Source organism: Pseudaquabacterium terrae, from assembly GCF_013266755.1.
Taxonomy (GTDB): Bacteria; Pseudomonadota; Gammaproteobacteria; order Burkholderiales; family Burkholderiaceae_C; genus Pseudaquabacterium; species Pseudaquabacterium terrae.
In genome coordinates this window covers 162,833-175,560 of record NZ_JABRWJ010000013.1, presented here as the reverse complement: position 1 = coordinate 175,560, position 12,728 = coordinate 162,833, and the positions used below count along the sequence as shown (strand labels likewise).

Genomic DNA, 12,728 nt, shown 5'->3' with positions numbered 1-12,728 from the left:
TGTCCGGTACATTCTGGATTCGGCATTGCCTCCGCCCTTCGTCAAGATTCAGCACCTCGACAAACGGGCATTCCAGGGGCAATGCCGTCCTCGCTTTCACGGGGGTAGCGTGAAATTTCCGGGTTAGGTGCCGGGGCGGACGGCGCTTGCCCCGGCGGCAAGCACTCTGGCTGACGCCGCCCTTGCAGAAATATATCAATACTTGTATATTCTGCACAATGCCCAAGAAGGACATCGCGTTCGTCGGGACTGCTCTGGAAGACCTGAGGGCGTTTCCGCTGGATGCACGCCGCGAGGCAGGCTTCCAGCTCGACCGTGTTCAGGACGGCCTGCAGCCTGAGGACTGGAAGCCCATGCCAAGCGTTGGTGCCGGGGTTCAGGAGATCCGCATACGAGAGGAATCCGGCGCCTACCGCGTCATCTACGTGGCCAAGTTCACTGATGCCGTCTATGTCCTCCATGCCTTCCAGAAGAAGACTCAGAAGACGGCCAAGAGCGACATCGATCTCGCCGTCAAGCGCTACGCCGAAGTATTGAAGGAGCAAAGAAGATGACGATCCAACGTTTCGCCAGCGTCTGGGATGCCATCGAAGACACGCCCGAAGAAGCCGAGAACATGAAGATCCGCTCCATGCTGATGAAGGCTTTGAAGGAGCGCGTCGAAGCCCAACATCTGACGCAGGCGAACGCCGCGAAGATGTTCCGGGTAACTCAGCCGCGCGTCTCCGATCTCCTCCGAGGAAAGAGCAACCTGTTCGCCATCGATGCGCTGGTGAACATGGCGGCGGCCTCGGGACTGATTGTCGAGGTGAGGGTCAAGAAGGCTGCCGCTTCCCAGAAGCGCGAAGTGACGAAAGCTCGATCGAAGACTGCGGTCAAGACGGCGTCCAAAGTGACCGCCGGCGCAAAGGCTGGTGGCGAACAGTCACGAGCTCGCGCCAAGGCCCCAAGCAGACGGGTGGCGCATGCAGCCTGAGCTCTGAACGCTGGCATATGCAGACGGCGCTCGAGGTCGACAACGCACAGTCGACAGAAGTATCCTTGCCGATGGTTTGATTGATACCCGTAACTCTTACTCAAGCTCGATCGTGAGACTGCGGAATGAGCGCTTGGCTTGCTGCAATTTCTTGCACGGAACACCGCCAACGTCGATCGTCCCGTCGTCGCTAAGGATCTGGACCCTGCGCGTTCCCGGAATCACAGACAACGCTTCGGGTCGCAATGACTGAAAGTTCACTGCAATCTGGGCGGGTACGTGGTCAGACTTCCCGGACCATCGGTACAGAGCGAAACTGTCCCGGTCCGACGGCGCCCCTGCCACAATGAGGTAATAGAGTCCAACCCAATCGATGCTCCGAATTCCGCGTCCGTCGAGGGTTAACTCGACAGGATTGCCAATTTTCGCTGACTTACCCCGCAAGAGCTCGCCCGGATTCTCAATCGGAACGAGGAGCGCCTTGCCCCCAGGAACCGGGTTGCGGAATCCAACCAGCAGATGGCCCTCCGCCGTCGCAGCGAGGCCCTCGATGTTGAGTCCGCCCGGTGCGTCAGGTGCAAGCCGAGCCGCAGCGTCGATTCGGTACGACTGCAATGTCGGCGCCTTCGTCAAGTCGTCGATCAAGTTGCGATAGTCCTTCCCGAAGGGGCGTAGCACTGGAGGCATTCCGGGCAAAATCTCGGTTGCGAACAGACGATGCCGCTCAACGCGCCGCTTGCCCGTCTTGTCGCTACCGTTCGAGGCGATCCAGTAGGTCACGTTGCCGATCGTCGCGGCGCCTTCGAGGTCGGATTCCCTTTCAGTGCCCAGGAAGGCATCCAGCACGAGAGAATCGACGGGCGATGGTGTCCCACGCCGGTAGATCCGGAGCGTGTTGTGCTCGTCGTCTGCCACCGCGAAGTGGTCCGCATCCAATGCAACTGCAGCGGACGCATCGCACATTCCCTGGTACCTCGCAATGCTGGGATTTACCGCTACCGTCGTACCAGGAGAGGACCGATGACCGAAGATGGGGTGTCCTGCAAAGGAGGGGCCACAGGCAGCAGCGCCTCAAGTACGCGCTCGTTCGCTGCGGCCGCCCGCAGCCGCACCTCACCGCGCCCGAACCATACCTCGTAGTGGCGCGGCCGGACTTTGGCGCCACCATACTGCTTGCTCAGATCCTGCAGTCGCAACTCCGGCGTCTCGAGCAGACTGTTGACGTGCGCGAGCACCTTCGGCGCCTCGCCGCGGCACTCGTCAGCGTCGAAACAGCGCAGGACGCCGCTGTTGGCCTGCTCGGCGACCAGTTGCACGCCTGGCGCAATGAGCGCGACGCCGTCGAGCCGCTGCTGCCCGATCAGTTTGCGCAGCTGCTCGGCCGTGGCGCGCTGGCCCGCGGCACTGATGTGCAGGTAAACCCGCGGCGCAATGTCGGCCGGTTTCAGGTCGGACTGCGCAGCCCGGATCAGGCCGGTAGCTACGTCGACCTGTGCGCGCAGGCGGGCATCGCTGCCTGACTGCCGCGCCTCGCGCAGCGCGCCCAATGACTCCTGCAGTGCCGCCACCGCACGGTTCGCCTGCTGGAGCTGCCGCGCGGCATCGTCGTTGGCCGCGCGCAACTGGGTCAGGTTGCGTTCGAACTCGGCGTGGGTCGCCTGCTGCTGCGCCTGTGTGACCTGCCCGTGCAGTTCGTACCGCAGCCATATGCCGGCACTGACGAGCACCGCGGCAATCGCCAGAAGCACGACGCCGCGGCGCAGCCGGCTGCTCCGCCGGCGCTCGGCGAGCGCAGCGTCGCGCGCCGCGACGCTGGCCGACAGCAGCGCATTGACGCGCTGCCAGCTGCCACCGTGGCGCTCGGCCCAGGCCTCGTTGCGGCCCTTCAGCCAGCGCTGGCGTTCGCCAGTCGTGGCTTCGGAGAGCACGCTCTGCGCGTCGGCCTCGTAGCTTTCGGCCTGCACGAGCAGCGCCCGCCAGATCAGCCCGTCGCGCACCTCGCGCACCAGCCAGCCGCGCTGCGGATGCGACAGCGCCGTCCAGCAGCGCACCAGCGCCTCGTGGCCGATGTCGATCCATTCTTCGTCGCCGAGCGCATCGCTACGGCTGCGTGTGGTCAGGAAGCTGACACCGTCGGCGCGGAAGATCTCGACCACTCGCGCCAGCACGTCGACTGGCGCGCCGCAGACAGCGGCCAGCCGTGCCAGCGGTTGCGGGCGGCGCACGACCTGGCCCTCAGGACTGACGATGATCAGCGCGCGAAACAGCCGCTCGACCAGCGCCGCGTCGACGCCGGCAAGGCGGGACACCGCTTCGGAAATCTCGTCGGCGTGGCGCGAGAGCAGTCCGGTGAGGCCGTCGGCGGGGTAGTCAGCCGCATCCAGCCGCCAGGTCGCGCCGCCGCCGCGCAGCGCCTGCAGTCGCATCAGCGCGTGCTGCACCAACGGCAGGCCGTCGCTGGCGGCGGCGTCGGCCGCAAGGCGCTCGGCCAGCGTGGGGTCAATGCTGCCGCCATACGGCGGCGCCGGCTCGCGGATGGCGCGCAGCAGGTCACTCGTCGCCATCGGCGGCAGCAGGTACTGGCGCTCGTTGACGGCCTCGGCCAGGCCGGGGAAGCGTGCGCAGTTGCCGAGGAATTCGGAGCGCATCGTCAGCGCGAGGTACAGGCCCGGCGGCGGCGCCTCGGCCATGCGGACGATGAAATCGGTCAGCAGCCGGCACTCGGCCGTGCCGCCCTGGCGCGCGAACTCGAACAGCTCCTCGAATTGGTCGATCAGGATGCAGAGCCGGTCATGCGGATCGCGCAGCAGCGCCTGGGCCAGCGCCTCCGGGGCGCGCCGGCCCTGGTTGAGCAGGCGGCGCAGCTCGAGCATCTGCTCGACATCGCCGCCGCTGCTGTCCAGTGCAGCCAGTTCGCGCGCCAGGTTGCCGAGCGGGCCGCCGCGCGGCAGCGTGATGCAGGTGCGCCACCGTTGGCCGCAGCGGGCCTGTTCCTGGCGCAGCCGCGGCAGCACGCCGGCGCGGATCAGAGAGCTCTTGCCAGCGCCCGAATCACCGTGCACGACGATGCACTGGCGGCTCACCAGTCCCGCCACCACGGCGTCGGTCATGCGCTCACGGCCGAAGAAGATCGGCCACTCGTTTTCATCGAAGGGGCGCAGACCAGGATACGGCCGCGGCGGCATCGTGACCTGGAATGGCGCCGCGAGGTCGTCGGCGTCGGGCGGAATATCGATCGCATCGTTCATGGCGGCGTCGCCTGCTGCGACTTCTCGTTCAGCCAGCGCTGCACGACCGGCGTCACCGGATCGTGCGTGGCATCGAGCCAGTCGGCCTGCACGATGCGCGCGGTGTTGCGGCGAACCGGGGTCGCCACCGGCGCGCCTATCGTGTCGAGCAGCGCGCAAGGCAGCAGCCGGTCGTGCCGCGAGCGCGCCGAGTTGCGGTCGTGCTTGCCGACGACGATCAGGTCGGCATCGACCGCACGCCCGTCGGGCGAGGCCACCAGCACCAGCGCATCGCAGACCGTCAGCGTCTCGACACGCTGCTGACGGATCACTTCCTGCCGCGACGGATCGCGGTCGACCGGATCGGGCTCGCCGGGCAGCACCGCGTAACCGCTGGTGGTCAGCTCGTTGGCAGCGCGCTCCCACTCGGCGGCGCGGTCGGCGCGGCCATGAAGGTAGAGCGTCTGGCCGCCGGCGCTCGCCAGCCGGCCGGCGTCGGTCTCGGCAGCGAGGCGGCGCTCGAGCTCGGCCTTCAGCAGATCGAGCTTCTGCGCCAGCTCACCGGCCATGCCGAGCAGCGCTTCGCGCACACCAGTCGCGTTCGTCGCGGCACCAGCCGCTGGCCTGGTAGTCCGGCGTCAGCAGCACCAGCAGCAGCGCCGCAGCGCCGACGTGGCTGTCGAGCTGATCCGTCAGCGGCGCCATGCGGTCCAGCCGTTGCCCCGCCCTGCCCTGCGCGTCGACGAACAGCGACAACGTATCGCGGAACGCGCGGTCGGCGCGCAGCTCGCGTTCGAGTTGGCCGACGAACGCGAGCGACCAGCCTTGCAGCGTCGCGTCGCCAGCGGCGTCGCTGCCGTGGCTGTAGCTGACGAAGATGTCGTGCGCGAATGGCTGGCCGACGTAGGACAACGAGGACTCCCGAGGATGCGGCACCACGGTGGAGGCACCCCTGGCCACTATCTCAAACGCAGAGCCGTTTGCATCCACACGTTTGACTAGGACAGCGACGCCACAACGTCGCGCCGCCTGGCCCGGCCTGTCTCCGCCGATCGCGTGCTGACACCGGCGCAGTGTCAAGAACCAACGTCTGGCCAAGGCGCTAGTCTTACTGTGTCACAACGTTAGATCGACTTCGATCTTTTCCGCAGCACGGACATAGTCCCATTCGTTCGATCAGACGGTAGCTCAGGTAGTGACGCAGCGACGCTATCGCGAGTCCGGGACGTGGCGCTGGGCGCGCAGGACTGCCGCGGGGGATGTAATCGTTGGGAAGGGCAGGCACTTGGCGTTCGGCGAAGTTTTTTTTGCCGTCGGGCTGAAATGCCGACGATGAGTCTTTGTGCCATCAGGAAGCCGTATGCCGCGATGCATAGCGACGCATGATGGTGGAACCCTCGCCACCCTCGGCCTTCGTAGTGGCCCAGACCGAACTCCTGCTTCAGATCTTGGTAGTCGCGTTCGATGCGCCAGCGCAGGTGCGCCGCGTCGACCAAGTCGTTGATCGCTGTGCCTTCGGGCAGAGTGGATAGCCAGTACTTTGTTGGCTCGTCTTGCCCTGCCGGCCATTCGATGAGCAGCCACTCCTGTGGCTGCAGCCGGGCGCGCCCAGAATTGCCTCCGGCACGGCGAACGCGCATGGCGGCAAAACGACTGCTGAGAGTCTCGTTGGTGCCTTCGCGCCAACTGATCGCCTGGAAGGCGGTGGCTGGCAGCGACTGGGCCAACGCCTTGACGCTCTTGGGCTGTCGCATGGACGTTCGCCGAGGCATCACCGGCGGTCGTCCCATGCCGCTATACCGCTTGGGCGGAAGCGGCTCAACGTCCGGCGGCCATACGGACAGCACTGAGGTGATACCCGCCATGTACGGCAACCCCAACTCGGTCAGTCGCTGCCGGAAGGCCGTATCGACCCCGTAGCCAGCGTCGGCCAGGACGCAATGCCGGGGAGCGCCCTCGGCCAGCAATGCCTCAAGTTCCTGCAGCGCGATCTGCGGCTTGGTCGCGAACTCGACCTCTGCTGGGACGCCCGCCTTCTGACGACGCGCTTGGTCGTCAGCCCATTCATGGGGCAGGTACAGCCGCCACGACACCGGCAGGCTACCGTCCTCGCAGGCCAAGGACACGCTCACCGCGACCTGGCAGTTGTCTTGCTTGCCCAGCATCCCGCAGTACTGGCGCGCAACCCCGACCGAATGCGTACCCTGCTTCGGGAAACCTGTGTCGTCGATGATCCAGAAGCCCCCGCGAGAAAGGTCCATCCTCGGTACGACCCATTGGGCGACGCGCTGCAGCATCTCGCGGTCACTCCACTGTGCCTTGGCGACGAAGTGGTGCAAGGCTTGGTGCTTCGCGCTGGCGTGCAGCGGATCCACTCGGGCCGCGATCGGCTCGATGCTCTTGCGCGACAAAGGCAGCATCAGGCCAGTGCAGTAACCCCGAAGGCCGGCGCGGCGATCCGCGTGACCCAAACCTTCAGCCAGATGCTCCATGTACTGCTCGAACCGGGCGCTTGCATCCATCATTCCTCGCGCAAAGGATGAAGAGATGCATATAATGCCTTGATTTTACTGACACAGTAAGACTAGGAGTGGCTGTGGCAACCAAGACTCAGCGCGAAAACCTCCGCCACCCGGGATGGCGTCGCGAGTCTCGTCTCACTGGGCCGCTCACCGAAAGAGATCAATGGCTCGTGTCAATGGACTTGCTGGTTCGAGACCGAGCAATGGCATATGATGCAGCCAGGGGCACAAATCCAATTACGACGCCCACGGCAATTACAAATGCCCAATGCTCGTACCAGGCGGAGGCACTCGGGGACAAGGCTATTCTCGCGCGCTCATACGAAGCGAGGCCGACGACGAGAAATGGAGAAAACAACAACGCATTGACGACCCTCATCCGACCTGGCGGCCACTCACCATACATCAGCAGCGCATGAAAGCTGCCGGCGCCGGATACGGCTGTTCCAATGAACAGCACGTAGGCAACAGGAAGGGCTGCGCCGCTTTTGGCATTCGCCATTTGCCACATCCATTGTGCCAAGAAGTACAACAGGCCAACGAAGAATGCGCTGAGCGCCTCGGCTGCAGGGTTGATTGGATTGCTCATGCGTTTCTCCCGGAGGCGAGGTAGCCTTCCAGCCGATGCGGCTTGATGCCGTGCTTGGCCCAGATGCGCACCACGGTCATGTGCGAGATGTCTCCGCCGAGTTCGGCCACGAGCTTGCGCGTGGACCAATGCGTCGAGCCATCCGCAGGCTTGTGCTTGGTCGTGCGTGCCAGTGCGCGCGCCTCGATGCGGTCGGTCACCTTGTAGCGCTCGCGCCCGGCATGCCGAGCGAAAAGTCCTGCCAGCCGATCGGCTGCCAAGCGCTTGCTCCAGCGATCGATGTAGCTGTCACTGCAATCAAGCTTGGCCCAGATCTCCGCCCACGTCAGACCATCCGTGCGCAACAAGATCAGCCGGGCATGTCGGGCCGAATCCGCTCTCTCGGTTCTTGCGTCGGCCCGTCGCTGCAGTCCCATGACTTCGGTTTCGGTCAAATTCATTGCACCCTCCGCAGGCGGTCTGGCGGCAATGGAGGCCGATGTTTTCTCTCGCGCGTCCGACAGAAGGGCGGATAAGTCGCGTGAGCTGGTTGATAAGTCAAGTCCGTCGAGCCAGCCGCCTCAGCGCCAGTTGGGCCCATGTCACTGCCGCAGCGCAAAGAGAATGCCGTGTGGTCCCATTGCGGCAGGGCCTTCCCCGCGGCCCGAAGTAGCGGCGTCTCTACGTTGAAACCCATCGCGCTCGCTCACTGATGGCGGGATCAGCTGCCGAGAACTGCGGGCAGCGGGACTGTGGTGGCCATACCATTTGGCAGGTTGGCGGCAAACGTCTGAATTTCTCTCTCCAGCATCCACTGCAGAGTACTTCTTTGCTGCTGTGTCAGGCCTGGTGTCTGTTGAATCGCCCGGCGTTGTGCACCGAGAATGTCGCTCAACGGCGCCGTAAACGTCGTGCTGCCGGATGCACGGATCGAATTCCGCCTAGCAGCTATCCAGCGCATCCAGTGGATGTCGAATGCATGGTGCTGCGCGGGCGGAAGCAGTACTGTCAGCGCGGCGCCGCGGCTGTACCCAAGCAGCGTGCGGAGCAGCGACGTGGCGCCAATGTGTGCCGACTGACGCGTCGCTCCTGTCTGACCGGTAGCCGCGTTTCGTTCGGACGCATGGCGGTGCTCTCCCACCACGGCGGACACCGGTCCCGCAGGATCACCTTGCGGCGTAGCGAATCCGCCGGCCACGGCGTCCGCAGATGCCGCAGCGGTGCGGGCAGCTATCGTTCCTGTTGCCGGTTGCACGGCTGGTAGGCCAAGCTCTGCGCTTAGCTGACTTCCCATGTCGTGAGTGTCGACAGGTCCTGGAGTCGCAGTGCTCACGGTAATGTCCTGCGCGCCGGCGATCGGTGCCAGGGGTGACGGCGTCGCCGCGCTGGGCCCTGGCGCTGTCGCGGCAGGGCCCGCGTCAGCGGGAGTTGCGCTGCTGACTGCCGCCGATGCCGCCGTCGATGCGACCGCTGGCGAGGTCGCGGCGCTCGAACTGGTCGCCGGAGCCGTATCGGCCCCCGTTGGGCTCGATAAGGTCGTCGGGCTCGCCTCCCCCGGCGTCGGCGTCGGCGTGGTCGTGCTCGTCGTCGACGTCGTTCCGTCCGCAGCCGTCGCCGTCAAGATTGGCGCCGGGGCTGTGTCGTCGGCTGCGACAGTCGACGTTACCGGAAACGTCTCGACGTCCGCCGTGGATGTCGGCGCCGTGGAGCTGATGACCGCCGTCGGCGACATGTCGGTGTCGAGCACGGTGGAGGTGCCACCATGGCTCGATCGAACCGGGGGCACGGCGTCGGATACGCCGATCATCGTGGCTGCGCCGTACAACGCCACTCGCCGCGTGGCGTTCGCGGCCGTTTCGCGCATGCGCCCTCCCATCGCGCGGCCCCTGTCGAACAGCGCGGCCTCAGAACGCGCGTCGTGGGAGCTGCGTGTCATCAAGATGTTGGTGGTGACTGCCACTGCCGCCGCCTGCATCGCATCTCCAGGCGAAGCACCCGAAGCTCGTGCGCCGATGTACGCCATCCCGCCAGCCGTGAGCGGCGCCACGAGATTGCGGACGATGGGGTTGTTCGATCCACCGAGCAGCGCGCCTGGTACAGAGAGCACGGCGGCTCTTGCGCCCGCCTCGACGGCTGCATCGAGCGACCCGCCCTGCCACAGGACATCGACCATCGCAGCGGTGCCATTGACGATGGCCTCGGCCGCAACCCGTCGCAACGCCTGCGCGCCAAGCGACGTGCCCACACCCAACGCCGGGCCGAGCAGCCGCGCCGCGGCGCCGGCGCCGCCGTTGATGAACCCCTCGCGGAAGCCGCGGATCGCCTCACCACGGAACGCCGAGCTCACCTCGTTCCATGATCCACCCGCCATTGCCGTTCCCGTGGCGGCCGAGCCGCCGCGGACCACGGCCGTGCCGGTGCCGACGACGAGGCCGGTGCCGACCGTCGTCAGCCCCGCCGCGAGCACACCGGTCGCCCCCGTTCCGGCCACGACCCCGGCCACTATCGGGGCGGCCACGATCGCCGCGACGCTGCCCGCGATGGCGAACGACGCATCGCGCGTGAACTCCAGGACGGCCACCGCCGTCTCGGCACCCTCGATGTAGCCCTCGTAGAACGCCCGCGAAAGCCGGCGCATCTCCTGACCGACGAACTCGACGCGCGGCAGGAGGGCCGCTGCCTCGACGAGGCGATCGGCCGCGAGGTGCTCCTGGATCGTGCGAATACGCTGGTAGACCCAGAAGTAGCGCCCCCTGAGTTCGTCCCCGGGATCCTCGACCCGCCAGCCGGAAATGCTGGCGATGATCGGCGAGTCTCTGTTGATGGCGAGCTGGGAGTTGTAGCGATCCCAGTAGTAAGAAGCGCGCGAATCGATGGAACGGGCGGCGCGCTCGAGCTCAGTCCGGAGGTTGCGGCGCAACTGCTCGGCTTGTGCGGCCGAAATCCCGATGCGTTCGTGCCCCTGATAGATGTAGCGGATGTCGCTTCCCGGCTCCGCGACGATCCCCTGGATCGTGCGGGCGAGCGTCTCGAGCGTGCGCGCGTCGTCGTCTGCGACAGGCGACAGCGCCATCCGGAGCCGCGCCGCGCGGCTCTCGGCGGCGACGAGTCCGCGGTCCGCTCGGAGCTGCGGCGAGAGGCTGTCCCGCTCGGCAGTGAGGATGCGCCGCTCATTCGCGCTGATCTCGCTTCGCGCCAGCCACTGCATGATCAGGTCGTACTCGGCGCGCATCTCCGCCGGGTCGGCGTAGGCCACGCTCGTCATCTCGGTGAGCACGCGCGGATAGCGCGCCGGCAGCGGCGAGTCGCTCGCCCGCGTGGCGGCGCGTCGGCCGCCTCGCCCGCGCGCCCGAGGGCCCTCGGCGGCGGTGTCCCGCCGGTTCACCTCGGCGCGCAGAGCCCGCAACGCCTCTTCAATCCGGGTGGTATCGGGCGACGACTCGGTCTGTCGCTCGAGGTACTGAGCAAGTTCGTCGACCTCGCCTAGAAGCTGGGTGTAGCTCATCGCACCCACGTTGACGGAGCCGGTGAGCCAGTCATCGACCGACCGTGCCAGGTAGGCGCCGCCACCGGACTGCTGCACCACATGGGCCAGCTCGTGCGCGAGCAGCTGTTTGCCGCGAGCTGAGTCGGGCGCGTAGTGTCCGGCGCCGAATACGATGTGGTGGCCGACCGTGTACGCTTTTGCCGACACATCGCGGGCAGACAGCTCGGCCTGCGGCCCGGTGTGGACGCGGACGTTCGAGAGATCGCGCCCAAACCGCCCCGACATCTCGTATTGCACCGACGCGGGCATCGGCGTGCCGTTTCCCGCAAGGACGCCGCCGACACTCGACGGCGCTGCTCCGGTGGAGCCGCCTCCGGTAACGTCGGCGCGCTGCACGTGCTTACCGATCCGGCTGATTGGTGTGCTGACAGGACCGGCCGCGGCTTCGCCGGCGACTCGCTCGGCTTCCTGTTCGAACGGATCGCGGAGCGGGCCGACGACAAGCGCGCTTGCGCAGCGAGGGCAGCCGCCCCCACATGCGCACGACGTTCGGGCACGGACGGCCGCAGGGGCCGCCGTGCGGAAGACCTCGGCGGGGGAACCCTCGTGCCGCCTGGCAGCATGGTCCGGCGAGTGTCCAGGCGCCGGTGTTTTCGTCGCGAATGCCTTCACTTCGCCTTCCTCGGCTTGGCCGCCTGCTTCGCTGGATTTGCCGTGGTCGCCGGGGGGCGAGACGCTTGAGGCACTCGAGGTGCCGGCGGCACCTCCACGGATGCGACTGGCTCTGGCGGCCGGCAGTCGCCGTCAGCCCTCAGCGCCTCGGTCATGCCCTTCTCGTTCGGCACGCAAAGGAACGTGGCGGGAGCGCCGGCCAGCCCGATTGCCGGCCGCGAGACATCGAACGCAAGAGAGTGCGTGGAGCCCTGCCGGGCTCGCGAGTCCGTGGATTTCTCCTGCGCGAAGGTTTTCATCGCAGCGGGCCATCACCGCTTCGACATCTTCCGGTCGAAGCAATGCGCGCAATAGTCGTAGCCCGCCTTCTCGGCGGCCGTGGTGCTGTCGAACTCTACCTTGTGGTTCGGGCGGATGGCGTCGAAGTTGCACTGCTTCTTCAGGTTCTGCGTATCGTGAATCTCGCGCGACGCGGTGTTGCCGACGTACCGCTTCGTCACGACGTCGCCCGGCTTGCTGCCGACGAGGTACTCGCGATAGACGGTGCCACCATTGACGTCGACGGGAATCGGATCCTGCTGAACCACTCGGCCATTCGGGTCGAGTATCTCGACGCTGGCCAGGTCCTTCTCCGTGGCGGCCGTGTCCTGGGGCGCGTCGTTCACCGCGGTTGCCGCCCCGGCCTTGGAGGACGCGGTCGCGGATGAGCCGCGCATGCCGAAGACCTTGAATAGTTCGCCGAGCAGCACAGTCCGGGTTTCATCGTTCGTGCGATACGCGCTGGTTTTGTCGCGCGCCTTCAGCGTCATCGTGAAGTAGCCGTCGGCCTCGGTAAACGCCGACTGCCGCGGCTTGCCGTCCGCGCCCATGAGGCGAACCGTGTAGCCCTTCTGCATCTGCAGGCCGGCGCCGGATACGAAGCCGTGGAACACTTCGTTGGGCTCGATGGCCGAAGCCACCGCGCGGTCGAAGCGCGCCCTTCCCCAGCGCACGGTCGTATCGAGCTGCGCAGCCTGCTCCATCGATGCCTTCAGCGCTTCGATGCGCGGGCTCTTCTCTCCGGAGAACTTCGCCAGCCGCTTCGCCTCGCGCTTCTGCGAAGCGATGAGCGCGTCGGGCAGCGTGCCCATGAACGAGTACAGGTCGAGCGCCTCGCCCATCAGCTCGAGCAGGGCCGCGTCAGCCTTCCCCTTCAGCATTTCGTCGCGCATCGCATCGGCCGAGAAGCCGTCCGGGATGTTGTAGGAAAAGCCGGTGTTTTTCTGTTCAGGCATGG

General features: G+C 66.3%; 9 protein-coding genes and 2 pseudogenes. 2 read left to right on the top strand and 9 right to left on the bottom strand.

The window, feature by feature from the left end; genetic code table 11:
• Window positions 1-218: 218 nt before the first annotated feature.
• On the top strand, window positions 219-554 hold the full coding sequence (locus tag HLB44_RS32635; protein ID WP_173133531.1) for a type II toxin-antitoxin system RelE/ParE family toxin: 336 nt from the start codon (window positions 219-221) through the stop codon (window positions 552-554).
• Window positions 551-829, top strand: a pseudogene (locus HLB44_RS32630) (helix-turn-helix domain-containing protein); the annotation flags it as partial. The gene HLB44_RS32635 and the pseudogene HLB44_RS32630, both read left to right, overlap by 4 nt.
• 243 nt (window positions 830-1,072) lie before the next feature.
• Here the strand turns inward: HLB44_RS32630 and HLB44_RS32625 are convergent.
• The 9 genes and pseudogenes from HLB44_RS32625 to HLB44_RS32590 form a co-directional block, all read right to left on the bottom strand.
• Window positions 1,073-1,912 carry a DUF3616 domain-containing protein gene (locus HLB44_RS32625; RefSeq protein WP_173133526.1) on the bottom strand — a complete coding sequence of 280 codons (840 nt, stop codon included), beginning with the start codon at window positions 1,910-1,912 and terminating at the stop codon, window positions 1,073-1,075.
• Window positions 1,913-1,971: 59 nt separating this feature from the next.
• A complete protein-coding gene (locus tag HLB44_RS32620) occupies window positions 1,972-4,224 on the bottom strand; it encodes an ATP-binding protein (RefSeq protein ID WP_173133523.1) in 2,253 nt (750 codons plus the stop codon).
• Entirely contained in the window at window positions 4,221-4,793 is a 573-nt protein-coding gene (locus HLB44_RS36875; RefSeq protein ID WP_217283902.1) for a hypothetical protein, read from the bottom strand. Before HLB44_RS36875 ends, HLB44_RS32620 begins: the two co-directional genes overlap by 4 nt.
• Complete coding sequence (locus HLB44_RS36870) at window positions 4,762-5,115, bottom strand: hypothetical protein (RefSeq protein WP_217283901.1); 354 nt, start codon at window positions 5,113-5,115, stop codon at window positions 4,762-4,764. The genes HLB44_RS36875 and HLB44_RS36870 overlap by 32 nt, the downstream gene beginning before the upstream one ends.
• A gap of 196 nt (window positions 5,116-5,311) precedes the next feature.
• Window positions 5,312-6,725 (bottom strand): annotated as a pseudogene (locus tag HLB44_RS32610) (IS701 family transposase).
• Window positions 6,726-6,885: 160 nt separating this feature from the next.
• Complete coding sequence (locus HLB44_RS32605; RefSeq protein ID WP_173133521.1) at window positions 6,886-7,314, bottom strand: hypothetical protein; 429 nt, start codon at window positions 7,312-7,314, stop codon at window positions 6,886-6,888.
• The gene (locus HLB44_RS32600; protein WP_246312597.1) at window positions 7,311-7,754 is read right to left on the bottom strand and encodes a helix-turn-helix domain-containing protein; all 444 of its coding nucleotides are present in this window, start codon (window positions 7,752-7,754) and stop codon (window positions 7,311-7,313) included. The genes HLB44_RS32605 and HLB44_RS32600 overlap by 4 nt, the downstream gene beginning before the upstream one ends.
• 260 nt (window positions 7,755-8,014) lie before the next feature.
• Complete coding sequence (locus HLB44_RS36865; RefSeq protein ID WP_217283900.1) at window positions 8,015-11,176, bottom strand: eCIS core domain-containing protein; 3,162 nt, start codon at window positions 11,174-11,176, stop codon at window positions 8,015-8,017.
• Between the two features lie 587 nt (window positions 11,177-11,763).
• Window positions 11,764-12,726, bottom strand: coding sequence for a hypothetical protein (locus HLB44_RS32590; protein WP_173133518.1), 963 nt, complete (start codon window positions 12,724-12,726; stop codon window positions 11,764-11,766).
• Window positions 12,727-12,728: the final 2 nt, after the last annotated feature.